Source organism: Kineosporiaceae bacterium (genome assembly GCA_016713225.1).
GTDB lineage: Bacteria > Actinomycetota > Actinomycetes > Actinomycetales > Kineosporiaceae > JADJPO01.
Map to the genome: position 1 here is coordinate 136,483 of JADJPO010000002.1, position 26,215 is coordinate 162,697.

At 67.6% G+C, this 26,215-nt stretch carries 23 protein-coding genes and 3 pseudogenes; 9 read left to right on the forward strand and 17 right to left on the reverse strand.

Going from position 1 to position 26,215, the window contains the following annotated elements:
* Positions 1 to 5 precede the first annotated feature (5 nt).
* On the forward strand, positions 6 to 1,316 hold the full coding sequence (locus tag IPK24_06730; protein ID MBK8075255.1) for an IS256 family transposase: 1,311 nt from the start codon (positions 6 to 8) through the stop codon (positions 1,314 to 1,316).
* A gap of 111 nt (positions 1,317 to 1,427) precedes the next feature.
* Here IPK24_06730 and IPK24_06735 read toward each other — a convergent pair whose 3' ends face one another.
* From IPK24_06735 to IPK24_06750, 4 genes and pseudogenes are all read right to left on the reverse strand, one after another.
* Positions 1,428 to 2,255, reverse strand: coding sequence for an ATP-binding protein (locus IPK24_06735; GenBank protein MBK8075256.1), 828 nt, complete (start codon positions 2,253 to 2,255; stop codon positions 1,428 to 1,430).
* Positions 2,252 to 3,169 (reverse strand): hypothetical protein, encoded by a 918-nt coding sequence (locus tag IPK24_06740; GenBank protein ID MBK8075257.1) that lies wholly within the window; start codon positions 3,167 to 3,169, stop codon positions 2,252 to 2,254. The genes IPK24_06735 and IPK24_06740 overlap by 4 nt, the downstream gene beginning before the upstream one ends.
* 74 nt (positions 3,170 to 3,243) lie before the next feature.
* Positions 3,244 to 4,546, reverse strand: a pseudogene (locus IPK24_06745) (ISL3 family transposase).
* A 120-nt stretch (positions 4,547 to 4,666) separates the two neighbouring features.
* Positions 4,667 to 5,374 carry a hypothetical protein gene (locus tag IPK24_06750; protein ID MBK8075258.1) on the reverse strand — a complete coding sequence of 236 codons (708 nt, stop codon included), beginning with the start codon at positions 5,372 to 5,374 and terminating at the stop codon, positions 4,667 to 4,669.
* 345 nt (positions 5,375 to 5,719) lie between these two features.
* On the opposite strand from IPK24_06750, the gene IPK24_06755 reads away from it, so the two are divergent.
* Both IPK24_06755 and IPK24_06760 read left to right on the forward strand, forming a co-directional pair.
* Positions 5,720 to 6,082 (forward strand): transposase, encoded by a 363-nt coding sequence (locus tag IPK24_06755; GenBank protein MBK8075259.1) that lies wholly within the window; start codon positions 5,720 to 5,722, stop codon positions 6,080 to 6,082.
* Between the two features lie 71 nt (positions 6,083 to 6,153).
* A pseudogene (locus tag IPK24_06760) lies at positions 6,154 to 6,639 on the forward strand (transposase).
* A 170-nt stretch (positions 6,640 to 6,809) separates the two neighbouring features.
* Here IPK24_06760 and IPK24_06765 read toward each other — a convergent pair.
* Both IPK24_06765 and IPK24_06770 read right to left on the reverse strand, forming a co-directional pair.
* Positions 6,810 to 8,555 (reverse strand): DGQHR domain-containing protein, encoded by a 1,746-nt coding sequence (locus IPK24_06765; protein MBK8075260.1) that lies wholly within the window; start codon positions 8,553 to 8,555, stop codon positions 6,810 to 6,812.
* A 556-nt stretch (positions 8,556 to 9,111) separates the two neighbouring features.
* Positions 9,112 to 9,954 (reverse strand): Dam family site-specific DNA-(adenine-N6)-methyltransferase, encoded by an 843-nt coding sequence (locus IPK24_06770; GenBank protein MBK8075261.1) that lies wholly within the window; start codon positions 9,952 to 9,954, stop codon positions 9,112 to 9,114.
* Positions 9,955 to 10,751: 797 nt separating this feature from the next.
* On the opposite strand from IPK24_06770, the gene IPK24_06775 reads away from it, so the two are divergent.
* The 5 genes from IPK24_06775 to IPK24_06795 all read left to right on the forward strand — a co-directional run bounded on the left by IPK24_06775 (position 10,752) and on the right by IPK24_06795 (position 15,856).
* Positions 10,752 to 11,774 carry a hypothetical protein gene (locus IPK24_06775; GenBank protein MBK8075262.1) on the forward strand — a complete coding sequence of 341 codons (1,023 nt, stop codon included), beginning with the start codon at positions 10,752 to 10,754 and terminating at the stop codon, positions 11,772 to 11,774.
* Positions 11,743 to 12,552 (forward strand): nucleotidyl transferase AbiEii/AbiGii toxin family protein, encoded by an 810-nt coding sequence (locus IPK24_06780; GenBank protein ID MBK8075263.1) that lies wholly within the window; start codon positions 11,743 to 11,745, stop codon positions 12,550 to 12,552. Before IPK24_06775 ends, IPK24_06780 begins: the two co-directional genes overlap by 32 nt.
* Before the next feature lie 476 nt (positions 12,553 to 13,028).
* Complete coding sequence (locus tag IPK24_06785; GenBank protein ID MBK8075264.1) at positions 13,029 to 13,220, forward strand: hypothetical protein; 192 nt, start codon at positions 13,029 to 13,031, stop codon at positions 13,218 to 13,220.
* Positions 13,221 to 13,718: 498 nt separating this feature from the next.
* Complete coding sequence (locus IPK24_06790; protein ID MBK8075265.1) at positions 13,719 to 14,636, forward strand: CPBP family intramembrane metalloprotease; 918 nt, start codon at positions 13,719 to 13,721, stop codon at positions 14,634 to 14,636.
* Between the two features lie 188 nt (positions 14,637 to 14,824).
* Complete coding sequence (locus tag IPK24_06795; GenBank protein MBK8075266.1) at positions 14,825 to 15,856, forward strand: hypothetical protein; 1,032 nt, start codon at positions 14,825 to 14,827, stop codon at positions 15,854 to 15,856.
* A 444-nt stretch (positions 15,857 to 16,300) separates the two neighbouring features.
* Here IPK24_06795 and IPK24_06800 read toward each other — a convergent pair.
* The 4 genes and pseudogenes from IPK24_06800 to IPK24_06815 form a co-directional block, all read right to left on the reverse strand.
* Positions 16,301 to 16,742: pseudogene (locus IPK24_06800) on the reverse strand (hypothetical protein).
* A 308-nt stretch (positions 16,743 to 17,050) separates the two neighbouring features.
* Positions 17,051 to 17,638, reverse strand: a complete 588-nt coding sequence (locus tag IPK24_06805) for an ATP-binding protein (GenBank protein MBK8075267.1) — start codon at positions 17,636 to 17,638, stop codon at positions 17,051 to 17,053.
* Between the two features lie 297 nt (positions 17,639 to 17,935).
* Positions 17,936 to 18,151: a CsbD family protein gene (locus IPK24_06810; protein ID MBK8075268.1), complete on the reverse strand. Its 216-nt coding sequence runs from the start codon at positions 18,149 to 18,151 to the stop codon at positions 17,936 to 17,938.
* A gap of 173 nt (positions 18,152 to 18,324) precedes the next feature.
* Positions 18,325 to 18,591 (reverse strand): hypothetical protein, encoded by a 267-nt coding sequence (locus IPK24_06815; protein MBK8075269.1) that lies wholly within the window; start codon positions 18,589 to 18,591, stop codon positions 18,325 to 18,327.
* 297 nt (positions 18,592 to 18,888) lie between these two features.
* Between IPK24_06815 and IPK24_06820 the strand changes: the two genes are divergently transcribed.
* Complete coding sequence (locus IPK24_06820) at positions 18,889 to 19,062, forward strand: CsbD family protein (GenBank protein MBK8075270.1); 174 nt, start codon at positions 18,889 to 18,891, stop codon at positions 19,060 to 19,062.
* Between the two features lie 74 nt (positions 19,063 to 19,136).
* Here the strand turns inward: IPK24_06820 and katG are convergent, their stop codons facing one another.
* The 7 genes from katG to IPK24_06855 all read right to left on the reverse strand — a co-directional run bounded on the left by katG (position 19,137) and on the right by IPK24_06855 (position 26,157).
* Positions 19,137 to 21,353 carry a catalase/peroxidase HPI gene (gene katG / locus IPK24_06825; GenBank protein MBK8075271.1) on the reverse strand — a complete coding sequence of 739 codons (2,217 nt, stop codon included), beginning with the start codon at positions 21,351 to 21,353 and terminating at the stop codon, positions 19,137 to 19,139.
* A gap of 92 nt (positions 21,354 to 21,445) precedes the next feature.
* The gene (locus IPK24_06830; GenBank protein MBK8075272.1) at positions 21,446 to 21,874 is read right to left on the reverse strand and encodes a transcriptional repressor; all 429 of its coding nucleotides are present in this window, start codon (positions 21,872 to 21,874) and stop codon (positions 21,446 to 21,448) included.
* A 136-nt stretch (positions 21,875 to 22,010) separates the two neighbouring features.
* Positions 22,011 to 22,325 carry a hypothetical protein gene (locus IPK24_06835; GenBank protein MBK8075273.1) on the reverse strand — a complete coding sequence of 105 codons (315 nt, stop codon included), beginning with the start codon at positions 22,323 to 22,325 and terminating at the stop codon, positions 22,011 to 22,013.
* A gap of 54 nt (positions 22,326 to 22,379) precedes the next feature.
* Positions 22,380 to 23,786 carry a sensor domain-containing diguanylate cyclase gene (locus tag IPK24_06840; protein MBK8075274.1) on the reverse strand — a complete coding sequence of 469 codons (1,407 nt, stop codon included), beginning with the start codon at positions 23,784 to 23,786 and terminating at the stop codon, positions 22,380 to 22,382.
* A gap of 26 nt (positions 23,787 to 23,812) precedes the next feature.
* Positions 23,813 to 24,376: a hypothetical protein gene (locus IPK24_06845; GenBank protein ID MBK8075275.1), complete on the reverse strand. Its 564-nt coding sequence runs from the start codon at positions 24,374 to 24,376 to the stop codon at positions 23,813 to 23,815.
* Between the two features lie 167 nt (positions 24,377 to 24,543).
* The gene (locus IPK24_06850; protein ID MBK8075276.1) at positions 24,544 to 25,179 is read right to left on the reverse strand and encodes a sigma-70 family RNA polymerase sigma factor; all 636 of its coding nucleotides are present in this window, start codon (positions 25,177 to 25,179) and stop codon (positions 24,544 to 24,546) included.
* Between the two features lie 96 nt (positions 25,180 to 25,275).
* Positions 25,276 to 26,157, reverse strand: coding sequence for a homocysteine S-methyltransferase family protein (locus IPK24_06855; protein MBK8075277.1), 882 nt, complete (start codon positions 26,155 to 26,157; stop codon positions 25,276 to 25,278).
* Between the last annotated feature and the right edge of the window lie 58 nt (positions 26,158 to 26,215).

Sequence of the window (26,215 nt, forward strand, 5' to 3'; positions counted from 1 at the left end):
CAGTGATGGCCGACAAGATGCAGGGCATGAATGCTCTGGCTAAGAGAATCGAGATGTCTGAGCTCAAGCCTGGTGATGCTGAGCGGGCCGCGATCCGGGAGATGGTGAAATCTGCCAAGGATCGTGGTCTTGCTTTGACCGGGCCGGATGGCTTGTTGAAGATCCTCACCAAGACGGTGCTGGAAACAGCGCTGGATGAGGAAATGACCGGTCACCTCGGTTATGAGAAGCACGCCGTGGAAGGCCGCGACGGCGGGAATTCCCGTAACGGGATCCGGTCGAAGACGGTGTTGACTGATTCGGTCGGGCCGATCGAGATCGATGTCCCGCGGGACCGGGATGGAAGTTTCGATCCGGTCATTGTGAAGAAACGTCAGCGCCGGATGGGTGATGTCGATGCGATCGTCTTGTCGCTGTATGCGCGCGGGTTGACCACCGGTGAGATCAGCGCACATTTCGCGGAGGTCTACGGCGCGAGTGTGTCGAAGAATGTGGTCTCGGCGATCACCGATCAGGTGATCGAGGAAATGACGGAATGGTCGACCCGGCCGTTGGCCTCGCACTACGTGGCCGTGTTCGTCGACGCGGTGCATGTGAAGGTCCGGGACGGGCAGGTCGCCAACCGGCCCTTCTACGCGGCCATCGGCGTGGACCTGCAGGGCCGCAGGGACGTGCTGGGCCTGTGGGCCGGCACCGCCGGGATGGGTGAGTCGTCCAAGTATTGGATCTCTATCTTAACCGAGTTGAAGAATCGTGGGGTGATCGACATCTTCTACCTGGTCTGTGACGGCTTGAAAGGCATGCCCGATTCAGTGAACACGATCTATCCCGACACGATCGTGCAGACCTGTGTCGTGCATCTGATCCGGAACACGTTCCGGTATTCCTCGAAGAGGTATTGGGGTGAGCTCGCCCGGGACGTGAAAGCGATCTATACGGCGGTGGACGCCACGGCGGCGTGGGCGGCGTTCGAATCGTTGGAGGAGAAATGGGGGAAGCAGTATCCCGCGATCAGTAACCTGTGGCGGAATGCCTGGGAGAACTTCATCCCATTCTTGGACTACGACATCGAGATCCGCAGACTGCTCTGCTCGACGAACGCGATTGAATCGATGAATGCCCGGTATCGGCGGTCCGTGGACGCGAAAGGTCATTTCCCCACCGAGCAGGCAGCCATGAAAACCCTGTACTTGACCACCCGTAGCCTCGACCCGAAAGGAACCGGACAGAAACGATGGATCACCCGCTGGAAACCCGTCCTGAACGTCCTGGCGGTCGTTTTCGCCGACCGCATGCCCACCCCTGCTAGCCTCTAAAACACCAACCGCCGGTTACACCGTTGCGCCCACAGTCTCGCCGTGTCGCTTGCCAGCGTGATGGGACCACCCGTTCTGCCACGAGGATGGGACCACTGTGGGGCGGCTTGATCATGGGGTTCGGTCGCTGTCGGGGTCAAGCCGGGCAGGTGCTGGGGCGTGGGGGCGTTGCCGGTAGGAGGGTCCGTCGAGGATCAGGGTGTGGGCGTGGCCGGTGAGCCGGTCCACGGCTGCTTGGGCCAGGAGCTGGTCGCTCGTCATTGCGAGCCACTCAGACGGGTCCCGGTTGCTGGTCACGATCGTCGACGCGGCTCTCGCGTGGCGTTCGACGGCGAGTTCGTAGAAGTCGTTCGTGGTGACCGGATCCAGGGCCTTCAGCGCGAAGTCGTCGATGATCAGTAGGTCGAGGCGGGCGAGCCGGCGGAACTCGGTCTCCAGGGTTTGGTCGAGGCGCGCGGCGCGCAGGCGGGTGAACAGCTTCTCCGCGCGGACCATGTGCACGGTGTGCCGGCGACGGACCGCGATGTGGCCCAGGGCATTCGCGCAGTGACTCTTCCCGACGCCGACCGGGCCCAGGACGAGCAGATTGTGGCCGGCGTCCAGGAACCGCAACGAGATCAGGTCAGCGAACGCGGCCCGGTCGTAGATCAGGTCGGCGGGTTCGGTCCAGGTCTCGATCCGCATCCGAGGGATCAGCCCCGCCCGGGTGGCCCGGGTCGCCGCGGAGCGGTTCTCCCGGCGGGCGACCTCGTCGCCCAGGATCTGCTCCAGGAACTGGTGATGAGACAGCTGCCGACTCTTGGCCAGCAGGAGCCGCTCGGGGAGGGTGTCCTTCAGCCCGGACAGCTTCAACGCCCGCAGCAGCGCCAACAGATCGCTGCCCAGCGGATCCACCGGCATCGTCGTATTCGGCGGGATGGTCGGGGTGGTCAGGGTCATGGGGTGAGGTCCTCCTCGATGGGGTCGGGCACGACGGTCAGACGCCGCCGCGGATTGTTGAGCGAGGTCGTGAACTCGGCGGGGTCGCGGGCGAACCGGCCCGAGATCCCCGCGCTGGTGGGCAGCTGCGGTGGGGTGGTCTCCAGGGCCCGAGCGAGCATCGCGGCGATCTTCGCCACGGAGACCACGTCGAGGTCCAACGCTGTGCGGCAGGCGTCCTCGACGGGGCCGGGACCGTAGCGGCGGACCAGGCCGAGCAGGCGGTAGACGCTGCGCATCCGGGTCCAGGGCAACGGCTCGTCCAACAGCCGCTGGACGTAGATCCCGATGTGGTGGCCGTGGCGCTGCGCGGTGGCGTGGAGGCGGTCCAGGTCGCGCATCGCATACCCGACCCGCTCCACCGGCAGGTCGCTCGGGTCGGTGGAGCGGCCGCCGGGCGGTTGGCGGGGGTGGGTCTTGATCAGGCGGCCGCGGTGGAACAGCTTCACCAGATCACGGTCGGCGCGGGCGTCCAGGTGGGTGCCGATCCAGTCGGTGGGGACCGAGTACAACGCCTTGGCGATCTCCACGTGGTGGTCGCGGTGCACCTTCACCACCCGCAGCACCGGCACGTCATAGGCCGCCGGGACCGGCAGCAGGACCGGCGCCTCTAGGTCGGTGAACACCTCCAGCGGCCGCGCAGCCAGGGTGCCGTGCATCCGCATCCCGGCGACCTCGCGGCACCACCGCGTGGCGGCGGCCTGCGCGGTGGCGAGGTCGGTGAAGGCTTCGCCGGCCCAGAAGTTGCCGCGGACGTACTGCACGACCCGCTCGACCCGGGGTTTGTCCTGCGGCGCCCGGACCCGGGCGGGGTCGGTGGCGAACCCGGCGTGCTGGGCATAGTCCAACCACCCGATCGACAACCTCGGTGTCACCGCGTCAGCCTGGGTGACAACGGGTTTGAGGGCTCTTCGTAGTTCCGCGTGATGTCCTGTGTTGATCAAGGTGTTCACGCTGCCGTCCGGGCGGCGCTGGCCAGGAGGATACGGGCCTTGTAGTGGCTCTCGTTCCGAAATCCTCGGCCGGTCCGCTTGATGTGCTTGATCCCGGTGTTCGCGGCTTCGGTGCGGGCGTTGGTGACGCCGGTGATGATGGCGACCTCGATGTGCGGCCACCAGGTGCAGATCGTCGCCCACAGCCGGTCGGTCTCCGGCATGCGTGCGGTCAGGACGTAGGCGCCCAGGCGCATCTTCTCCTCCTGGGCGGTGGCCAGGCTGGAGCAGGCCAGCAGGCGGCGGAGCTGTTCCTTCACGGCCCAGGCCGCGCCGAGCTCGTCGGTCGGGTCATCGGCGGTGAACGTGCGCCGCAGCCGGGCCAACGCCTTCGGGGACAGGGTGTCACCGGCGCGCAGCAGCAGCCGCCGGTTCGCCCACGCCGCGTCCCGGCGCCGGCCCCGGCGACCGAACCGTTCCCGGATCACCCGTTGCCGGACCTGGGTCAACGCGTCGCCTGCGAGCTTGACCAGATGGAACACATCGACCGCGACCGCGGCCTCGGGCAGGTGCTCGCTGATCGCCTTGCGGTAGGCCGCGGACGGGTCGATCGCGACCACCTCGATGCCTGCTCGCCAGGTGTCGGTGCGTCCGGCCAGCCAGTCCCCGGCCCCCCGTCGAGGTGCGCCCGTCGACCACGGCGAGGACCTGCCCGGTGTCCAGGTCGACCAGGGTGGTCATCCACGGCTCCCTGCGCTTCCACGCGCCGTGCTCGTCGCGGAAGAACCGGACCGACCGGTAACGGTGCTCATCGATCCCGAGCCGGCGCACCATCGTGGCGTCGACAGCCGGCAGCACCAGGACGGCCGCGTTCACCGATGCCTGCACGGTCCACCAAGCGATGCCGTACGCGGCGGCGACCTCGACCACGGCCCGCCCCGAGCAGATCACCGCGTCCAGCACCGCCCCCCGAAGCCGGGTCGTGGCCTTCGCCCGCAACGGGACCTCATCGGTGACCTCGGCGAACGTCCGCTTCCCGCACAGGGTTTCGGCGCAGACGAACCTGCGCCGGCGCAGGACCACCTCCACCCGGCCGGCGACCGGGATGTCCCGCAGCCGCGAGGCACGGACCTGATGCACCCGGTCCGACAGCACCCCACAGGCCGGGCACGCCGCCTCTGCGGCCTCCGAGGCGATCGTGACCACCCGCACCGGGCAGCCGTCGTCGTCGACATCGTCGACCGCCTGCACGACGCGGTAGCCGGGCAGGTCGAACAGCACACTCGCCGCATCCCGCGGCAAGCCCGTAGGCTCGAACATGGCTCGTGGTCCCTCGACTGGATGAGTGCCTCGCAACACCCATCCCAGCGCAGGACCACGAGCCCCCTACATCACCGGCCAGCCACCAACCCGCCGTGTCGTGATCATGAAACTCCACGCTCAACTACCAAGAGCCGGTTTGAGGTTGTCCGGGACGAGGACCTTGAACACGCCGCCGAAGAACGCCCACGCCGCCTCACAGCCGGCGATCACATCGCTCAACGTCTGGCCGTGGGACAGGTGGACGTACATGTACCGGGACACCACCGCAGTGAAGATCAACGCGTGGACCTTGCGGCGCCGGCCCGGTGAGGCCTCTCCGGGCGGGTCGGGCTCGGCGAGGTAGCCCATCTGGGCGAAGTCGATCTGACACTCCACCCCCGGATCCCCATCGACCACCCGCACCGTCACCCGGCGGGCGCCGCGACCTTGGAAGCCGCACTGCGCGACCGCGAACCGGTGCAGCGTCCGATACGGCACCACCGTCCCGGACCGGGTCAACAGCTCACCGATCTTCACGATCGACAAGCCCTGCCCCACCCAATCGGTGACGTCCTGGCGACGGCCCAGCAGGACCTCCCACGCGGTCCCGTGCCCGTTCGGCCGGGCCGGGCGGACCACGTCGATCACCGCGCCGATCAGCGCATCATCCACCGCGCCCAGGTCGGCGTCGCGGGCCAGACCGGCTGCCTGCGCGGCCTCGACATAGCGGCGGGCGGTCTTGCGGTCCACGCCCGCTCGCTCGGCGATCGTGCGCAGCCCACCCCCGCCCAGCCAACCCCGCAGCACCTCACGGACCTCGACCACATCGACCTCCCGGAACGCCACCACGACTCCTCACGCCCACCAGTACGACGTGACGATCGAAAGCGCCCCAGACCCAGCCCGTCCGTGGACGCGCCGAGTGGTCCCATAACTGGCAGAACCAGTGGTCCCATGACCGTGGCAGAACTCAACTCACGGCGGTCCCATCACCGTGGCAGGCGACACGCCGGGAGGGATGGCTCGGTGAAGTGGAAGGGCTGCAGATCAGCCTGGCCGGGGCCCGCGCCAAGCTCATCCAGCTCGACCAGATCACCAACCCCCGAGCGCCCGTCGGCCTCGGCCTACCGACCCGCTAACACCCCCTGAAGATCAAGTTCAGTCAACAGGAGGACCTGGGGGCATCACCCGTTGACAGCCTGGTGCGACAACACCGGCGAGAACCTCGCACTGAAGCTGCGCACCGGGTCGGCGGGCAGCAACACCGTCACCGACCACCTCGAGGTCCTCACCGCCGCGATCGCCCAGATCCCTGCGAGCTTCCGCCGAGACCTGCTGATCACCTGCGACGGCGCCGGTGCCACCAAGGACCTCCTGACGCACATCACCACGCTGAACGCTGCGCCCGGGCGGCGGGTGCGCTACTCGGTCGGGTTCGACCTCGACCACCGGTGCCGGAGCGCGATCGACAAGGTCCCGGAAGCGTGTGGGAGAACGTCATCAACGCCGACGGTAGCGCACGTGACCCGGAGTACGCCGGCGTCGTCGAGCTGACCGGCCTGCTGCGGGAATCCGCCGGCCCCGACGGCAAGGTCGTCGACCAGCTGAAGACCTGGCCGAAGGCCATGCGTGTCATCGTCCGCCGCGAACGCCCGCACCCCGGCGCGCAGCTGTCCCTGTTCGAGGAGGCCGACGGCTGGCGCTACCAGGTCTTCGCCACCAACACCCCCACCCGCATCGGCGGCAAGCTCGGGCAACTGGCCTACCTGGAGGCCCGCCACCGCGCCCACGCCCGAGTCGAGGACAGCATCCGCAACGCGAAGAGCACCGGGCTCGGCCATCTGCCCAGCAAGCACTACTCGCTCAATCAGGCCTGGTGCATCGCCGCCGCGATCGCCGTGGACCTGCTGGCCTGGCTACGGCTGCTGTGCCTGTCCGGCGACCTGGCCAAAGCCGAACCCAAGACGCTGCGCTACCGGCTGCTGCACACCGCCGCCCGCATCATCCGCGGCCAACGCCGACGCAGAATCCGCATCCCCCAGACCTGGCCCTGGGCCCGCGAACTGGCCAGCGCGCTCACCACGGCGCTCACGCTGCCGATGACGACCTGAACCAGCGGCGCCCTGTCCGATTCGACCGAGGAACCCGCCCGGCCCGTGGAACCGGCGACCACCGACACGACAGCCGGGCCACCGCCACAACCTGAACCGCGATACAGGAGGTGAAGATCCACACAACTCGCTCCTGAAGGCCGGCTCACCTCACCCGCGAATGATCAAGGCTAGAGATCGTTGTCCGCCTGGCCCTTCACAAGCCACGTCTCCAGCGAAATAAGGAATTCATGATCGTCTGGCCCGATGCTTCGCCCATGCGCAAGATCATTGCGTAGAGAGTTCAGTCTCTGAAGCCAAGAGGGACGCGCCTTCCAACCCCCAGGCTTCTTTTCATCACCGGGTCGCGTGTATTGCTTCTCGAACTGTCGGCCCCAGAGTCCACTGTCCTGCGTGAGAATCGCGTGGTAGTCAACGATGTACAGGCAATCCCACGGTTCGACCTGCTCGTCGACGGACGCGGCATCCGCATTCTTCTCGGCAGCGAGCGTTCCGGCGCTCTTCTTGACACCCTTCGGAACTCCAGACTGGAACCAGTTCGATCCGAACTCGTTCTCCAGGCGCCTACGAACGTCGTTCTTGAGGAATAGCTCGATAAGCCTGACGCGTTCCTGAGAGTCGGCATCGTCCTGGCGGGCCTGCCCCGCAAGGTATTCCTCAAGGCCGGGAGGGTCAAATTCGGGAATCTGTGAGCGAACAGCTTCCTGGAGCCGACGCCAGTACTTCGTAGCACCGCCGGACCCATACTGGCTTCTATAACCTGCAGCTTCATCGCCGGATACGCCAGAGAGATGCCTAACGAGCGCATCCAGATATGGCAAGCATGCGTGAAAGAGTTCATCCGCATCCTCGCTGTCATGAGCAATCTGACCGCGATTCAGAAGGTGATCAACAATATCACTGAACATTCGAAGGAGCGACTCAATACCGTTGTTAATGAATACGAACCCACCCTCCGCAGCACCCAATGACCATTGGGTGGAGAGGCCTCCCCGAATGTGCCCGAAACACAGAGTAAGGAATTCGCTGAGTAGGTCGTAGGTGGCGTCATTGCTTCCCCGCACTAGGTTCCCGCGGTCTCGGACTTCCGTGCGCGTGTAGGAGCCCAGCAAAGTGCCGCGGTCGAGGCCGCGACTGATGGCGTCAATCGTGACGCACCGCGTCAACGTCCTCTTGTCTTCGCCGATGATGACCCTGCCGAAGAGGGGAGAGCCCCTGCTCTCGCCAAGTTGCTGTGCCACACGTAGCTTGAGCGCCCTCGCTTGCTCACGTAGGTCCGTGGAACTCCACAGCAAGTCTGCGTTAAGCGTGTTGCGAAGGTTCTTTGGAACCGCCTGCTGATTCTCGTTGATCTCCATGAAGATTCGCACCTGCTCCGAGCGGGGGAGATCAACGAACGCAACCACAGGAATTAGATCCGTCTCAGAGCGTGGCGAGTCGGCGTATCCGTATAGACGATGCTGCCCATCGATGATGTACGCGGCGCGATAGGTCTGAGGCAAATGAAGAATCCCCATTCGCGGGGAACCTTCTCCCTTGCTAACGGGGTCGAACCTAAGCGGCCGGCGTCCTGGGTCCACGCTGATGATGAGAGAATTGGGAAAGAACCCCCCGGCTTCAATGAACTGAGAGACTTGCTTCAGGCGCGTCTTCTTGATCAGTCGCTGATAGGTCGGCATCAAGCTGCTGTTGGCCTTGTTTCTGTGCAAGATGTATCCGAGCTTGAGGAGTCGATCCGGCTCGATAACGAACGAGTAGTACTTGTGTCCGCCCATGTTGCACTGTATGGCAGCTACCCTTGGTTCGAGGCCCGGAATTTTCATACCCGCAAACAGACTTCCGAGCAACTGGTAGCGAGCGGCCCTTCCGAGGTGTTCGGCAAGGTCGAGGTAGTAGTCGATAACGTCCTCGTCCATGTGAACGACGTCTGATTCTATGAACTTGTCAGCGGTCGATCGGGAGATGATGCAATTGCTAGAGGCGACTACGAACTTCACCTTACGCTCAGGGAAACTTCTACGCAGGGAGGCCATGACCTGAGAGCGAGTCTCCTGAATGGCTGCTAGTTCATCGCGGAAGGTGTAAGCGCGCAAAGTATCCATCGAAACGCAATCCACAACAAGAACAACCTCATCGTCAGCAGCGATAAGGAAACATTCCTGTCGCTCGACGCTCCACCGGCGAGCGGAATGGAAATCGACGACCCTCTGCTAATCGTTGGGAAGTACAGCCGTGCCAGCGCCGCCCAAGTACGGTCCAAGAACGCGGCGTCGTGAGCCTTTGGCACGCGCATTCTCACGGATGACTTTAGGCGACGGTCTACAACCCATCCCTCGTCTTCAAGCGCAGGCACCATCGAGGGCCGCACCGTCCGGAAAAGGGAAGGGTTCAGTCGCTTCCTGGTCTCGGGCCGGACCCCTCGAGGCGGCACCCACGAATCGGAGGTGAATGCGTCGGGAACGCGGGCTGTGCTCATCGGCAGTCCGGTAGGTTAGTGAAGATGTACTCGGATGCGTTTCCTCGGACCGAGCCGGTTCCACCAACATTGTTGCGCCGCGTCAGCTCGATGCGTGTGTCTCCCTTGTCGAAGAGCTGCGCGATAGAGGAGTGGGCGGCGTTGGTGAGAATGTAGAACGCACCCCGCTCCTTGATTGCATCCACCAGGTCGCTGAGGCGATGCTGATCTTCAAAGGAAAAGAGCTTCTGATTGTACTTTACGAAGCCATTATTGTTGTGGGCAACCGTGTATGGAGGATCCAAGAAGACAAGGTCTCCATCCGTAACGTTGTCGATGCATTCCGCGAAGTCTGCAACGCGTAGTTCTGTTCCCTGGAGTGGCGCGGAGACCGCGCGGAGCCATTTACGATTCGGGATGTGTTCCTTCTCGCGACTACCATAGGGGACGTTGTATATCCCTTTGAGGTTGACTCGATAAATTCCATTAAAGGACGTAGCGTTCAGGAAAATGAATCGGGCCGCTCGACCCTTCGCTGTGCGCGGCTTGGAGTCGCGGAGATGGTAGTAATACTCGGGAGTGTTTCGATGCGTGCGCAAAATGTCGGCAACACCCTCTGGATCGTCGCGAATCTGCTGGTAGGTCTCGACAAGTTCCGCGTTGAGGTCCGCAAGGTATGACTTTCCTGAGGGGAGTATTCCGAGAAACACCGAGGCGCCACCAAGAAACGGCTCGTGGTAATTCTTAAATGAAGTCGAGTTCAACATTTGTCGCAACGTGGGGACAAGCCAGCGCTTCCCGCCCGCCCATCGCAGTACCGGCTGCGCTCCTGAGCCGAGGGGAACACCGTTGCCGGTCATTCGGCGATGCTAGCCGATCCCGTTGATCGAGTCAGGACGATGGAGACTGATGTCGCATGACCGTCAGCGGCGCGAAGCGCCATATCCTGCCGGTCGGCCAAACGCCATCCGAGCTGCCAGCCTCGCTGGTCCGGCTCTGACGGATTGCCTGAAAGGACCGGCCGGCAGCCACTCCTGCAGCGCCACTCGTAGAGCCGCTCGGCCGACGGTGGCTTCGTGTAGTTGCTGTCGCGGCTCACGCGTCGGCCATCTCGGCGGCGCTGCTGCACGCTGACGAGTCCGAAGCGGTCGTCACCGCGGCGTGGCTGCACGACATAGGTATGACCTCGGAAAGGACGCAGACTCGGACAAGGGTTGTGCCGCAGAGCGCTTGCGAGCTGACCCGACACCCATGCAGTGAATCGGTTCGGTTGAGTGGTCTATGCATTGGGTGCTCGGCCAACGCAGGTTTGCGAGCTCTGCGACTTTGAGCGGGTGTCGTGAGGGCGTAGGGGCTCGTGGCCCCGTCATGCTGACCGCGGCCGAGCGCCGCGAGGTCGCCGAGCCGCTTCGGCGGGGCCCGAAAGCAGGCTGAGCTGTCACCGAAACACCCACCGCCGCCCAGGCGACTGAGCGGGTTGCGATCCCGGTACTCCTCCCTCCCCAGCTCCGAGGCTATTCTCGGGCGCTTGCGGCGACGGTGAGGCCATGATGGTTACTCTCCGTAGCAGAGCTACGGATCAAGAGGCCGGTTCAGCCGGAGACCGACTGTTGTTCATTGCTAACCCCTGTTCATGCATAATGAACGAGTGCCTTTATTGAACGATGTGGATGTGGTGGATCGCGCGCTGGCTGGCCTGGCCGACGTGGGACTCCGAGCGGTCCGGCGAGGTGAGGGAGTGGTGGTCCACGCCGGGGATGGCGCGCACCGCAGGTACCGGCTCGTGGTTCGTGATCGGATGACGGCGCCGGTGGCGGGGGCGATCGAGGCACCTGGTGAGGCGTCGGGTGCGGCGACGTTGGTGGTGGCACCGTTCGTTCCGGAGCCGGCGGCTGTGGTGTTGCGTGGGCGGGGTGTGGACTATGTGGATGCCGCCGGGAACGTGTCGTTGCGCTGGGGCGGCGTCTGGATCGACGTTCGTGGACGGCGCCGGGTCATGGCCGATGTCCCGGTGACCGCGCCGAGCGCGCGGCGTCCGTTCACGCGTTCGGGGGCGCAGGTGACCTTCTGTCTGTTGTCCTGGCCGCAGCTGTGCGCGACGAGTGTGCGCGAGATCGCCGCGGCCAGTGGGACGGCGGTGGGCACGGCACAGGCTGTACTGCAGGACCTGATCACGGGTGGCTACCTGGTCGGGGCCGGCGCCGGGCGGCGCTTGGTGCGTGGCGGGGAATTGCTGACCCGGTGGGCGGAGGCCTATGCCCTGTCGCTCTACGCCTCGCTCGAGTTGGGCACGTACCACGCCGAGGACCCGCGCTGGTGGACCGATGCCGGCGAGGAGTTGCTCGACGCGGGGGTCGATCTGGGGGGTGAGGCGGCCGCGTCGCGGATGGATGCGCATCTGCGCCCCAGCGGGGCGATCCTCTACGCCGAGACAGTCCCGGCGGGCGTGCTGGCCGCCCATCGGTGCCGCCGCGTCCAGCGACCTGACGAGGCAAACGTGGTGGTGCGCAGGCGGTTCTGGACCGTCCCGCAGGAGTCGGATCCGACGGAACCGCAGGGGTTGGCGCCCTCGGTGTTGGTCTACGCCGATCTGCTGGTCTCGGGAGATCCCCGTCAGCGCGAACACGCTCTGCGAGTGAGGAGTGGTGATGCTCGACTGCGTCGGCTCGACGGAAGCTGACCTCCTGCTGGAGGCGCAGGCCCTCGGCCGACTCACCGCTGCCCTGGGCGCCCCAGCATCTGGCCTCATGGTCATCGGCGCCACGGCTCGAAACATCCTGTCCGTCGGCCTGTTCGGCCGCTTGCCCCGACGAGGTACCCGCGATGTCGACATCGCGGTCGCCGTCGCGTCGTGGTCCGCCTACGAGCGAGCCACGGCGACGTTGCGGCGCCGGGCTGGTGTGCACGCCTTCACCGTCGACGTCGACGGCGTGCACGTGCCGGTCGATGTCGTCCCCTACGGCGGTATCGAAGCGGTCGACCGCACGGTCGACCTACCCGATGACCACAGGCTCAATGTCCTCGGACTCCGTGAGGCCTTCGCCACCGCCCAGACCGCGCGGCTGCCCGGCGACGTCCAGGTGAGGGTGCCCACCGTGCCCGGACTGACCCTGCTGAAGCTGGTCGCCTGGTCTGAGCGCCACCTGCTGCATCGACGCGATGCCGTGGACCTCGACGAGATCATCGGCTGGTACGCCCAGGGCCGCTTCCTCGACGCGTTGTACGCGGACGTCGCGCTGCTCGAGCTCTACGACTTCGACATCGAACTGGCCGCCGCGCATCGCCTCGGATCCGACGTCAGCGCGCTCCTGTCGCCCGCTGCCCACGTCGCGATCGAGGCCCTCCTCGGTCAAGATCGCCGCGCTCGACTCGCCGGCGACATGCTGCGATCGGCCACCCGGCATCCTCACCGCCTCGACGCACTCGCCAACGGTTTCGGTGCGGAGGTCGCCTCCTGACCACACGGCCCGAGTCGACCATCGTGACGCCCTTCGGACCTCTCGCCCCACGAACGCCCCACCATCAGCGTCCTGCCGCGAATGCAGCCCGCGTTGTCACAGGTCAGCGGCCCGCGGCGCATCGATTGTGCGGCGGTCTACGGATCAAAAGGTTAGGGGTTCGAATCCCTTCGGGCGCGCAGTGCATTCCTCAGTAAACAGCCTCTGACCAGTGGTGACGTGGTCAGGGGCTGTTCTGGTTGTGTCCGGTCGTGGTCGGGTCGGGAATGGTCTTCGGTGCCCTTCCGCCCCATGGGCGGGCTGGTCGAGGTGAACCACCCCGCGCTGCGCTCGCTCCGGGCGGGGGAGATCGCCGAGGCGGCGCGCGCTACCCTTGCGGTGCTGCTCGCCACCCAAGGCCACCTCCCGTGCTTTGAGCAAGGACGCCCGCCGAGCCGCCGCCCGAACCTCGAGACCCTCACCGCGCCGAGCCGGCCGTGTGCCCGGTCACGCCCCGCCGGCAGCCAACTGGGAAGGTCGCCGGGCTCTTCAACCAGGCCGTGGCCGCCGGCGGCGACTCAGCCCGCCGGCCGTCGATCTACGTCCACCAAGCCCTGGTCGAAGAGAGCCAGGGCATCAGCCTGAACACCGTGCGCGGCCAGATCCACCGCGCCGCGTCAAGGGCCTGAGCCCGCAGGTACCCTGAGCGACGCCACGAGGGATTCGCGGCAGAGGATGACTCGTTACTTCGCGAAAGGCTCAGCTGGCGCAGAAGATGTCCGTCACGCCGCGGAGCGACAACGCGCACAATGCCGACGAGCGGGAGGCTTAGCCTCACTGCAAACTCACGTCAGAGGCCTTGCCGCTGGGCAGTCGTGTTGGTCGTGTGTGTCAGCGCGGGAGAACAGGTGCACGACCTCGCACCTGCTCCTGGATGCAAGACCAGTTGCCAAGCCTCGGGATCTTCGTCTTTGGCGGTAACTCCGAGGACGGTGCCCCTGCGTCGCCTCTCGCACCCTGTGTGCTGAGGACCTTGGCCCAGGGGCCAGCAGCGCGCCAGGGCTAGCGTCGAAGAAGCAGGTGTCGGCGTGCGTCGGCATCGGTGCGTTCACCCCTCGGGCAGACCGAAGTCGTTGCGGAGCAGACAGCGCGCCTAGCGGGATCGTGCTCGATGAAGGAGTCGACCCATGGCCGCAATTATGCGTGAAGGGTATGACCGACGCAGCACGCCTGCGGCGGTCCTCTTGCTGACTCACCCGGTAGCCGCGTTCTTCGTGCTGGCCTACCTCCTCAGCTGGGTGTACTGGCTGTTTGTGCTCGGGATCATGGGACGAGACACGCTTGCCTGGTTCATTCCTGGCGCCTTCGGGCCTCCACTCGCCGCGCTGATCGTGACGGGGCTGCTTGAGGGCCGGGCCGGTACTCGAGCGTTCCTGCGGCGCTGGGTCCAGTGGCGGGTCGGGGCGCGGTGGTACGTGCTGGCGCTGGTCGGCCTTCCGGCGCTGGGACTGCTTGTCGGGCTGCTGTCCCGGGACTGGAGCGAGCGGTTCGCCGGGTCGGGCCCATCGGTGGCCGTGACGTACCTCGCGACGTTGTCCCTCGTGGCGGTCTTGGGGGGTGGGCAGGAAGAGCCCGGATGGCGCGGATTCGCACTACCTCGCATGCAGGAGCGCATGGGGCCTCTCGCGGCGTCGGTGGTCTTGGGGGTGCTGTGGGGCCTGTGGCACCTACCGGTGTTCATCCTCGTGCCTGGGTACAACTTCGCCGGCGCTGGCGTGGCCAGCATCGCCGGGAGCGTAGTGGTCTTCACGGCCGCCGGCACGGTCGGGCAGTCCCTGCTGCTGACGTGGCTGTTCAACCACACCGGTGGCAGCGTGCTCCTCGCTGTGCTGGCCCACGCATCGCTCAACGCCGGCACAGCGTTGGTCGCCGGTCGGACCGCGTCGATGGCCGTCGATGTGTTGTTTGGGGTCGTCGGTGTGGTTCTCGTGCTCGCGACACGGGGGACGCTCTCCTATCAGTCCGCTGGACACTCAGGCGGCACCGGAGCTGCCGACTCTCGACCGGGGGCAGGCGTCCGCTTGAGGACCACGGCCCAGCGGTGAACGCCGGGTCACGTCGCGCCCACGGTCGTGCATGAGGACCTCGTCGGTCATCGGCTCTCGTCGAAGCAGGGGCTCGGCGCCGCGGACACCGTCCTGGTCGCCCGGCCACCCACGTCCGACTTCGAGCGCCGCCCGGACGCCGCTGGGCGCGCGTTCATTCTTGACCCCTGTTCATGCATAATGAACGAGTGCCCCTATTGAACGATGTGGATGTGGTGGATCGCGCGCTGGCTGGCCTGGCCGACGTGGGACTCCGAGCGGTCCGGCGAGGTGAGGGGGTGGTGGTCCACGCCGGGGATGGCGCGCACCGCAGGTACCGGCTCGTGGTTCGTGATCGGATGACGGCGCCGGTGGCGGGGGCGATCGAGGCACCTGGTGAGGCGGCGGGTGCGGCGACGTTGGTGGTGGCACCGTTCGTTCCGGAGCCGGCGGCTGTGGTGTTGCGTGGGCGGGGTGTGGACTATGTGGATGCCGCCGGGAACGTGTCGTTGCGCTGGGGCGGCGTCTGGATCGACGTTCGTGGACGGCGCCGGGTCGTGGCCGATGTCCCGGTGACCGCGCCGAGCGCGCGGCGTCCGTTCACGCGTTCGGGGGCGCAGGTGACCTTCTGTCTGTTGTCCTGGCCGCAGCTGTGCGCGACGAGTGTGCGCGAGATCGCCGCGGCCAGTGGGACGGCGGTGGGCACGGCACAGGCTGTACTGCAGGACCTGATCACGGGTGGCTACCTGGTCGGGGCCGGCGCCGGGCGGCGCTTGGTGCGTGGCGGGGAATTGCTGACCCGGTGGGCGGAGGCCTATGCCCTGTCGCTCTACGCCTCGCTCGAGTTGGGCACGTACCACGTCGAGGACCCGCGCTGGTGGACCGATGCCGGCGAGGAGTTGCTCGACGCGGGGGTCGATCTGGGGGGTGAGGCGGCCGCGTCGCGGATGGATGCGCATCTGCGCCCCAGCGGGGCGATCCTCTACGCCGAGACAGTCCCGGCGGGCGTGCTGGCCGCCCATCGGTGCCGCCGCGTCCAGCGACCTGACGAGGCAAACGTGGTGGTGCGCAGGCGGTTCTGGACCGTCCCGCAGGAGTCGGATCGGACGGAACCGCAGGGGTTGGCGCCCTCGGTGTTGGTCTATGCCGATCTGCTGGTCTCGGGAGATCCCCGTCAGCGCGAACACGCTCTGCGAGTGAGGAGTGGTGATGCTCGACTGCGTCGGCTCGACGGAAGCTGACCTCCTGGCAGGCCCTCGGCCGACTCACCGCTGCCCTCGGCGCCCCAGCATCTGGCCTCATGGTCATCGGCGCCACAGCTCGAAACATCCTGTCCATCGGCCTGTTCGGCCGCTTGCCTCAACGAGGTACCCGCGATGTCGACATCGCGGTCGCCGTCGCGTCGTGGCCCGCCTACGACCACAGGCTCAATGTCCTCGGACTCCACTCGCCAACGGTTTCGGTGCGGAGGTCGCCTCCTGACCATGCGGCCCGAGTCGACCATCGTGACGCCCTTCGGACCTCTCGCCCCACGAACGCCCCACCATCAGCGTCCTGCCGCGAATGCGGCCCGCGGCGCATCGACCGTGTGGCGGTTTCGGATCAAGAGGTCAGGGGTTCGAATCCCTTCCGGCGCGCAGCGTGAGTTCCCGATGAACAGCCCTTCCGAGAGCGGTGCGGCGTGGTCATCGCGTCCACCGGACGCCGGCTGCGCGGACGTAGCGCCGCCAGACGTACGGCCACGGGACGACCGCGAGGATGACCACGACGAGTGAGTTCTTGACCAGCATGTCGGTGGTGGCCGAGTCGAGGCCGTCGCCGAGGGCCTGCGGCAGCGCGACCAGCCCGAGCCACAGCAGCTTCCAGGCGGACTCGAACAGCAGTACCGGCAGCATCATCAGCGGGTGTCGCAGGCCCAGGAGTGCCCCGAGGGACATGGCGACCAACATGGTCAGGGTGACGCCCTCGTAGAGCGGCATGGAGGAGGCGTCCCGGAGCAGCGGCCACTTGACGAGGGCGAGTCCGAGGCCCATGAACAGGTAGCCCGCCACGCATCAGGTTCAACCGGATGAGTGACAGCTCGGCGGTGACGGTGGGGGCAGAGGTGGCAGAGGTGGCGGTGGACATGGTGCTACTCCTTCGCGGTGGAGGTTTGTGGTAGCCCGGCGATGCCGAAGCGGCGACCGCCGAGCGAGTGGCCGATGTCGATGACGCTAGGAACCGACGTGGTGAGGTCACATCACCACGTCATGTGACCGGGCTGGTGATTCGGTTCGAAGGGCAGGGATCCGTGAGGTGGCTTTGACGTGCCCGAGCGGCGGGGTGCAGCCGGCACCTTCCACGCAGACCCGTCGCTGACCTCCCGCCCACGGACGGAGGCGCCGCGTGGAATGTGCAGTCCGCAGTGCGTGAAAGGTGGACTCACCGCCGGTTGCTCAGCTCGTCGACGGGTCGAGCGTCGGCCATCGATCCACCGCCCAGGCGAGCCAGGTCGACCACTCGCTCGGTGGGCCGGGGATCTCCTCTCCCGCGAGTTCGGCGGCGTCCGGCGCCTGGAACTGGCCACGCCAGGAGACAACATCTGACTCGGGCATCGGGAAGCTCTCGTGTGGCCTCTCCGCTTGACGGTGCGCGATACGGGCGAGTTGGACGTCCAGCTCGACGGGCAGGTACACCACCCGACACGCCACGTCGGCCTCGTCGGCCAGCCAACGCAGAGCCGACCGCTCGTCTCGACCCCAGAGCCCGAAATCGAGGACCACGCTGGTCCCCAGCCGCAGGGCCTGCAGCGCCAGAGTGATCATTCGGCCCTCCAGGATGTCGCGCTTGCCGTCGGCGGTCAGTGACTCGCCGAACAAGGGGAGGTGCCACTCGTCGGGGGTGAGCCGCAGTGCGCGATGCGACCCGGCCAGCTCGCGGGCGAGGGTCGTCTTACCGGCGGCAGGCAGCCCGACCATCAAGAACAGTGTGGCGTCGGGGGATCCGACGCGTGGATCGGATGGCTCGTGCTGCGGTGCGCGCATGCATGGCTCCTGGTCGAAGGCGGGGCCAGACAACGCGGAACGGCCGTCTGGCGGGAAGCCTGACGGCGCGGAACCGAGGAAGGACCGGCGAGGTGCCCGCGCCGTCAGTGAGAACGGCGGGGGCGCGTCACGCAGGCGAAAGCGCACATGTATGCGACGTTACCGAGTCTGCCCTGAGGCCGGAACGCGGTGATGCGTCAGAGTGCACTGATCGTGCAATGTGGCGTTGGATCACGCCATTCCCGCGCCAAGGCGGGCACCGTTCTGCCGGCTCCAGGCACCAGCGCGTGACTCGAGCTACGGGGTGTCGTCCGGGGTGTCCCCGGGCTCGCGCTCCATCGACTGCGATCGAGCATGTTGCTGTTCCCGAAGGCCCTCGTCCTCCAGGGAAGGGTTACCGCTGGATCGGCCCATGGCCTCCTTCGCCCTCCCCTCGAGATCCTCCACCTGGTGAGGATCGAGCTCCGAACTGCGCCCGGAGTGTGGGTTCCGGTTCTGGTTCTGGTCGCTCATACCCTGACGGCTACGTCGCTTGCTCGTCAGAGCTGCCCATCGATGTCGGCGCATGAGACGGGTCATACCCCGATAGGGGCTTCCTATACCCCGGCCATGCTGGGTGAGGCGCTCGATCGTGCGCACGTGAACCGTGCTGTTCATGGTCATGTGCAGGCCGCGTGAACGCGGCTTCACCCCAAGCGTTCGGGTCGATGACGCTCAGACCAGCTCACGGGTCCGCTGCGAGTCCCCACCGCAGCTCGGGCGAGTCGGCTGACCGCCGCCACCAAGCCACCCCAGCCCGATCGTAGATCCACATTGGGCACCCTCAGCCACACGGCGCGCCGGGTCGCGAAGGCCCGGGCCAGCCGCGCATCCTGGCGCAGTTGCGCCTCGATGTCGTGGAGCAGCATCAACTCGCGCTCGGTGAGTCGATCCCGATCCTGGTTGTCTTCCATCTGCGGCCTCCCGCTCCCGTCCCGAGTCACGTTCGGCGTCTGGGTTCTTCGTGCCGCAGGATGCGTGCCAGGAAGAGCAGGAACACTCCCAGGACGAGCCACCCGGCAGTGAGCAGGACGATGCCTCCGGTCATGGCGAGGGAGGTACCCCGGGAGGCCGATCTCATGCAGCGCCGCGGACGGACTCTGCCGTCGTCGGCCACGTGCACCTCAGCGACCGAGCTGTGGTTACCCGGGCGCCCGTGGGGTAGATGCACCGTGCCCGTACACGACGGGTCTGCGAGAGAGGGCAACGCTATGGGTATCGACGACACGATCGGCAACACGGCCGAGGAACTGCGCGGCAAGGCCAAGGAAGGCGCTGGAAAGGCCACGGACGACGAGGAGCTCGAGGCCGAGGGCCGCACCGACCAGGCGAAGGCGAATCTGAAGCAGGCCGGCCAGAAGGTCAAGAAGGCCTTCGGATCCTGAGGCGAACGATGAACGGGCACGGGGCGCCGTGCGAGCCAATGGCCCGCACGGCGCCCCGGGTTCGTGACCCGACCTCAGCGGTGCGCGTCGAAGCGGTCGAGCATCATCACCTTGTCCCACGCGCCGACGAAGTCGCGGACGAACTTCTCCCCCGCGTCGTCGGCTGCGTACACCTCGGCGATGGCCCGCAGCACCGAGTTCGACCCGAAGACCAGGTCATTGCGGGTGGCGGTCCAACGCACCTGACCGGAGGCGGCGTCCCGGCCCTCGAAGGTCTCCTCGCCCTCAGAGGTCGGCGACCAGGTCGTCGACAGGTCGAGGATGTTGACCAGGAAGTCGGCCGTCAGTGCACCCGGCCGCTGCGTGAACACCCCGTGCGACGAACCCTGCGCGTTCGCGCCCAGCACGCGCAGCCCGGCCACCAGCACGGTCAGCTCCGGCGCGCTCAGCGTCAGCAGCTGCGCCCGGTCGATCAGCCGGGCCTCGGTCGGACGCTCGCTGCCCTTGCCGAGGTAGTTGCGGAACCCGTCGCTGGTCGGCTCGAGCACCGCGAAGGACTCGACGTCCGTCTGCTCCTGCGTGGCGTCGGTACGGCCCGGCGTGAACGGGACGACGAGGCTCACCCCGGCGTCCCCGGCGGCCTTCTCGACCGCGGCGCAGCCGCCGAGCACGATCAGGTCGGCCAGCGAAACCTGCTTGCCACCAGCGGATTGCGCGGCGTTGAAGCCCTGCTGGATGCCTTCCAGGGTGCGCAGCACCTTGGCCAGCTGCGCCGGATCGTTGACCTCCCACTGATTCTGGGGCGCCAACCGGATGCGGGCGCCGTTCGCGCCGCCCCGCTTGTCGGTGCCGCGGAACGTCGAGGCCGAGGCCCAGGCGGTCGAGACCAGTTCGGCCACCGTCAGATCCGAGCCGAGAATGGTCTGCTTCAGGGTTGCGACGTCGTCCGGGCCGATGAGCTCGTGCGTGACCGCCGGCACCGGGTCTTGCCAGATGAGCTGCTCGGACGGCACCTCGGGGCCGAGGTAGCGCTGGATCGGACCCATGTCGCGGTGGGTCAGCTTGAACCATGCCCGGGCGAACGCGTCGGCGAACTGGTCCGGGTTCTCGTAGAAGCGCCGGGAGATCGGCCCGTAGATCGGGTCGAGCCGCAGCGCGAGGTCGGTGGTCAGCATCACCGGAGGGTTGCGCTTGGTCGGGTCGTGCGCATCGGGCACGGCATCTGCCGCCGCGGGGTCGGTCGGCACCCACTGCCAGGCGCCCGCCGGGCTCTTGACCAGGTCCCAGTCGTAGCGGAACAGCGTCTCGAAGAAGCTGTTGTCCCACGTGGTGGGGGTCGGCGTCCAGGCGCCCTCGAGACCACTGGTGATGGTGTCGCCGCCCTTGCCCGATCCGTTGCTGTTCTGCCAGCCCAGGCCCATCGCCTGGATCGGGGCAGCCTCGGGCTCGGGGCCGACGTGCGTCGCCGGCGCGGCGCCGTGGGTCTTGCCGAAGGAGTGCCCACCGGCGATCAGCGCCACGGTCTCCTCGTCGTTCATCGCCATGCGCGCGAACGTCTCGCGAATGTCGTGGGCGGCGGCCAGCGCGCTCGGCTGTCCGTTCGGACCCTCGGGGTTGACGTAGATCAGGCCCATCTGGACGGCGGCCAGCGGGTTGGCGAGCTTGCGATCACCGTTGTAGCGCTGATCGCCCAGCCACTCGCCCTCGTTGCCCCAGTCGACGTGCTCGGGCTCCCAGACGTCCTGGCGCCCACCGCCGAAGCCGAAGGTGCGAAAGCCCATGGACTCCAGGGCACAGTTGCCGGCCAGCACCATCAGGTCGGCCCACGACAGTTTGCGGCCGTACTTCTGCTTGACCGGCCACAGCAGCCGGCGGGCCTTGTCGAGGTTGGCGTTGTCCGGCCAGCTGTTCAGCGGCGCGAACCGCTGCTGCCCGGCACCGGCGCCACCGCGACCGTCCTGGATCCGGTAGGTGCCGGCGCTGTGCCAGGCCATGCGGATGAACAGCGGCCCGTAGTGGCCCCAGTCGGCCGGCCACCAGTCCTGCGAGGTGGTCATGACGGTCTCGATGTCCGCCTTCACGGCCGCCAGGTCGAGGCTGGAGAACTCTGCGGCGTAGTCGAAATCGGCGCCCATCGGGTCACCCGAGGCCGGCCGCTGATGCAGCACGCTGACGTCGAGTTGATTGGGCCACCAGTCGTTGTTGGACCGGGCACGCGTGGTGCGTCCCTCGGCGGCCACCAGGGCAGGGTTGGTCTCGTCGGCCACAGTGCTCTCCTTCATTGGGGACATCTGTCACATATCGGGTCGTGAACGGTGCATCGATCCGGGTGCATCGATCGAACGGTGGGCGAGGTGCCCGGGCGGTGGTGGACGGCGGTTGGTCAGGTGGCGGCGGGGGAGCAGGTGGGGCAGGTGCCCCAGTAGACGACCTCGGCCTCGTCGATGACGTAGCCGTGATCGTCGGAGGCGGTCAGGCAGGGCGTGTAGTCGACCGCGCAGTCGACGTCCGCGATGGCGCCGCAACGGCGGCAGATGATGTGGTGGTGGTTGTCGCCGACCCGCGCCTCGTAGCGGGGAACCGAGCCGGCTGGTTCGATGCGCCGTAGCAGTCCTGCCGTGGTCAGGGCGCGCAGGACGTCGTAGACGGCCTGGGTCGACACCTCGCCGAGTTCGTCGCGGACGATCCGGATGATCGAGTCGGTGTCGGCGTGGGAGTGCGTGTGGACGGCGCGCAACACGGCGACCCGGGGGCGGGTCACACGCAGTCCCGCCTCGCGGAGCAGGGCTTCGGCCTCGGGCGTCGTCCTCACGGGCCGTAGTCTGCCGCGTTTTCTGGAACTAGTCCAGAACTAATCTGGATCAATTCCAAAGGTGCAGCGCCTGCCCGTCCCATCGCGGTCGTCGCTCACGGGCTGCGTCGGGCGGGCTGCGGCGGGTCAGTGTCGGTCAGCGGCGGCGGTGGCGCGCGGTCCAACAGGCACGGTGCCAGTGTCGCCGGTCCTCCACGCCGCCGAAGGCACCGATCGGCTCCTCGGCGGGCCAGGCGACCAGATGCGCGACGCGTGGCGGGATCTGCTGGCGACAACCCGGGCACAGGTAGGCCTTGCCCGCGGCGGCCGCACTCACCGGCCGGACCAGCCACTCGCCGTCCGGGTGCTGCTCGAGTCGGCCGGTGCCGTACAGCGCTCGGTCGCGATCGATCACCGGCTCCGGGGAAGGCTCGCCCCTGGCGCGGCGACGGGGACGGTTGCTGCGCGGCACCCGATCAGGGTGACAGACCCGTCGCAGACCGGCCCCGGCCCCGAGCCGGCCGGGTCAGATGGTGCGATGCTCCACATCGGTCTCGATCGAGGTCCGCGGCGCCGGCAGAGCCGCTCGGCGGCGCTCCTTGGCCCCTCGCTTGGCGAGGTACATGCTCTGATCTGCCTCGTGCAGCAGGTCCTCGAGCGATGAATGGTCGTCCATCAGGACCAGCCCGACACTGACCTCGGGAACCACCTCGGCGCCGTCCACGACGATCGGAACGCCACAGCGCTCGCCGAGCCGCTCGCGGATCGACTCGGCCTCCGCGCGATGGTCGATCCCCGGGCACAGGATGGCGAACTCGTCACCACCCAGTCGGGCCACCATGTCGGTCGGTCTCACCGCCGACACGAGACGCTGGGCGGTCACTCGCAGCACCTCGTCGCCGACGTGGTGCCCGTACGTGTCGTTGATCGCCTTGAACCCGTCGAGGTCGCAGTACAGCACGGCCACGATGGTCCCCTCCCGAGGCCTCCGGGCCAGGATGCCCTCGGCATGTTCGGTGAACCAGCGACGATTCGGCAACCCGGTCAAGGGGTCTTGCAGAGCCAGCATCCGCGCCACGCGTTCTCGCTCGGCCACCGCGGTGGCCGTGGCCAGCGCCGTGAAGCCGATGACCACCGAGAAGGCCTGGGCCGAGAGCAGGTTGACCACGCTGTGCGCCGGGACGCCGAACGGTCCCCGGCCGTGGATCCCGGCGACCGAGGCACTGACGGCGACCGTGGTGGCGTTCAGGGCGGTCCAGCTGATCCCCAGCCGCTGCGCCGACCACACCAGTGCCGGCAGGCTGAGCCAGGCGATGGGGATCCCGCTGGTCGACCAGAACACCAGCACCGTGAGACCGGCCGACACCACCCCCTGACCGATGGCCTCGCGCCAGCGCCCATTGGGCAGGCGGAGCGGGGCCAACAGGGCCGGCCCGACCGCCGCCACCCCCGCGACGTCGGGCACCGACCAGGTGGCGGCGATCTGCCACCAGGGGTCGGGCAAGCTCGGCGTCAGCAGGGCAACAGCCAGCGGAGTGCTGGTGGCCACCCCGGCCAGCGCGGCGATGACCAGTAGTGGCATGGCCACGGTGACCTCGGGCCACCGGCGCCGCAAACGGGTGTATGTCGTCGCCACGACGAGTGGCTCGAGGGCGTTGGCCAGAGTGAACCCCAGCGACGTGCCGAGAGAGTTGCCGGCGCTCAGGTTGAGCACGAGGTTGTCGATCAGCAGGGCGAGGACGACCGCGACCACGGCGAGCCGGCTGCGGCGCCGCGCGCGGATCATCAGGGCGGCGCCCACGCCGGCCGCGGGCCAGAACAGGGCGATCGAGGACTCGGGGTCCCTCAGCTCGAGGCCGACCTGGACCGCGACGCCGTAGCAGACGGCGGTGAACGCCAACCAGCGAGCGAACGCCGCTGACCGTCGCAGCACTCCCGACACCCTCGGCTCAGTCCTGCTCAGGCGCCGGTCTCGGCGAGGAACTCGGTGGTCACGTACCGACGCATCCGAGCCTGGAGTTCCTTCAGGCTGCGGCAGCTACCCTCCGGGACCGCGGCAAGGTCCTGCATCTGCTGGCGCACCGGGCCGGTCAGGCCGGCCATCAGGTCCATGGCCGCTGCGTCGAGGTCGCGCATGGCAAGGACGCCCAGCAACTGCAGGCCACGGTGCACCGTGGCCTCGGGCAGGGTCTGCGAGGACAGGCAGTACGCGGCCAGCTCACGCAACTCGGCCCGGATGCAGGTGAGCCTCACCGTGCGAAGGTCCTCCTGGCCGTTGGTGGCCACCCGGACCCAGTAGCCCAACACACGTTGGTTCACGATCGGCACTCGGACCGCGGCGGCCAGGCTCACGGTGCCGCCCGCCCCGGCGACGAGTACGCCGGAGTCCAGCAGAGCGCCCAGCTGTGCCTCGACGCTCTCGCGGGACATCGTGGTCAGGAACGACCTCACCAGGACGGGTTGCCCGAACGGCCCCTCCTCGCGATACGCCTGGGCCACGAGTCGCAGGATCTCTTCGCTCACACTTCACCCCTTCTCGCCTCGGGCCCTCGATGGGCCGCACCGTCCGGTCGGCAGCACCAGAGGCCATTCCCGTATGTCGGCTCGCCCGACAAGGCTCTGAAGCGGCGGGCGGGACACCGCGGTGGCAGGTCGGTCCGTGGCGGGTCGGCTCAGTGTGCGGCGGGCCGTCAGGCCGTGGCGGGATACCCGGTGATCAGCCCGTCGGTGGTCGGGACCGACCCGGTGTCGCCGACGAGCTCTGCGCCCAGAACGGTTCGCAGTCGCCGCAGGGCGCGTTGCCGCACCGGCCCGACAGCTCCCAGCGGCATACCCAGCCGCCGCGAGATCTCGATGTAGCTGGGTGGATCCGGCTGGAGCAGGAGCTCGACCAGTGCGCGTTCGCGACCGTGCAGCAGGCTCACCGCATGGCGGATCACCTGTTGTACCCGGTGGGCCTCGAGCCAGTCGTCGGGGTCCGGGCCCACGACCGGGGCGTCCAGATCGTGGCGGGGCACCTCGCGGGCCGCGCGACGCCGCAGGGACAGGCACTCCCGGCGGGCCGTCGTCCGCAGCCACGCCGTGATCCCGTGAGGGGTGTGGATCCTCTCGATGTGGGTGAACAGGGCCAACCAGGTGACCTGCGCGACGTCGTCCGCACAGGCTCCGAACACGCCGCACCGCCGGCACACGGTGCGGACCAACTCGGCGTGACGGCGCACCAGCTCGGCCCAGGCGAGGTCGTCACCGCGGGCCGCCGCGCGCAGCAGCCGGTCGTGGTCGCCCGGCTCGACGATGTGCCCGGCCGGTGCGTCGGGACGCGGCACGATGATCACCACGCTTTCGTGCAGGTGCCTTCCTCACCGGCATGAGAGCACCGAACATCACCGACCGCAGCCCGAGGTGCCCCGGGTCAGCTCGGGTCAGCGCATCAAGGCTGCGTGGACGGCGCGGGTGTGGTCGGGGGTGGAGCCGCAGCAGGCGCCGATCAGGTCGACGCCCTGTTCCCGCAGCCGGACGGCGTGCGCAGCCAGCACCGGGGGTGGTGCGGTGTACTCGAACCGGTCGCCGACCAGCTGGGGCAGGCCGGCATTGGACTGGGCGATCAGCAGCAATCCCTCGGGTCGAGCGGCGACCATCTCGGACATCACGGCCTCCATCTCACCGGGGCCGCGGCCACAGTTGCCCCCGACCGCGGCAACGCCGAGCGCCGCCAGAGCAGCGACGGCCTGGGCCGGGGTGACGCCCATCATGGTGCGGCCGTGGGTGTCGAAGGACAGCGTGGCCACCACCGGCAGCTCGGGAGCCACCTGCTGTGCCGCGCGTACCGCGGCCTCGACCTCGGCGAGATCGCTCATGGTCTCGACCAGCACCAGGTCGATGCCGCCGGCCACCAACCCCTGCAGTTGCTCGACGAACAGATCCCGGGCCTGCTGCGGGGTCAGATCGCCCAGTGGTTCGAGCAGCTCACCGGTCGGCCCGAGATCACCGGCCACCAGCGCACCGAAGGTGTCGGCGGTCTGCCGGGCCAGCCGTGCCCCGGCCTCGCTCAGTTCGACCACCCGATCGCCGAGGCCGTGCATCGCCAGGCGTGGCCGGGTGCCACCGAACGTGTTCGTGGTGATCACTCGGGCGCCGGCGCGCAGATACGCCTCGTGGATGCCACCGATGATGTCCGGCTGCTCGACGTTCCACAGCTCGGGGGCGCCGCCGTCGTCCAGCCCGGCGGCCTGGAGCATCGTGCCCATCGCGCCGTCGAACACCACGAAACCCTGTGTGCGGACCAGATCGGTGAGTGCGGTCATGCCGCGACGGTATTCCGCAGGCGGGTACGAGTGCACACCGGGGTCCGCGGTTGTGCGA

Excerpts from the sequence above, each read along its gene's own strand:
- IPK24_06780 (MBK8075263.1), top strand. The coding sequence starts at position 11,743 with ATGCTCGACTGCGTCGGCTCGACGGAAGCTGACCTCCTGCTGGAGGCG.
- IPK24_06765 (MBK8075260.1), bottom strand. The coding sequence starts at position 8,555 with ATGGACGAGGACGTTATCGACTACTACCTCGACCTTGCCGAACACCTC.
- IPK24_06815 (MBK8075269.1), bottom strand. The coding sequence starts at position 18,591 with ATGGAAGACAACCAGGATCGGGATCGACTCACCGAGCGCGAGTTGATG.
- IPK24_06810 (MBK8075268.1), bottom strand. The coding sequence starts at position 18,151 with ATGAGCGACCAGAACCAGAACCGGAACCCACACTCCGGGCGCAGTTCG.
- IPK24_06820 (MBK8075270.1), top strand. The coding sequence starts at position 18,889 with ATGGGTATCGACGACACGATCGGCAACACGGCCGAGGAACTGCGCGGC.
- IPK24_06735 (MBK8075256.1), bottom strand. The coding sequence starts at position 2,255 with ATGACCCTGACCACCCCGACCATCCCGCCGAATACGACGATGCCGGTG.
- IPK24_06730 (MBK8075255.1), top strand. The coding sequence starts at position 6 with ATGGCCGACAAGATGCAGGGCATGAATGCTCTGGCTAAGAGAATCGAG.
- IPK24_06790 (MBK8075265.1), top strand. The coding sequence starts at position 13,719 with ATGGCCGCAATTATGCGTGAAGGGTATGACCGACGCAGCACGCCTGCG.
- IPK24_06805 (MBK8075267.1), bottom strand. The coding sequence starts at position 17,638 with ATGCGCGCACCGCAGCACGAGCCATCCGATCCACGCGTCGGATCCCCC.
- IPK24_06770 (MBK8075261.1), bottom strand. The coding sequence starts at position 9,954 with ATGACCGGCAACGGTGTTCCCCTCGGCTCAGGAGCGCAGCCGGTACTG.
- IPK24_06855 (MBK8075277.1), bottom strand. The coding sequence starts at position 26,157 with ATGACCGCACTCACCGATCTGGTCCGCACACAGGGTTTCGTGGTGTTC.
- katG (MBK8075271.1), bottom strand. The coding sequence starts at position 21,353 with ATGTCCCCAATGAAGGAGAGCACTGTGGCCGACGAGACCAACCCTGCC.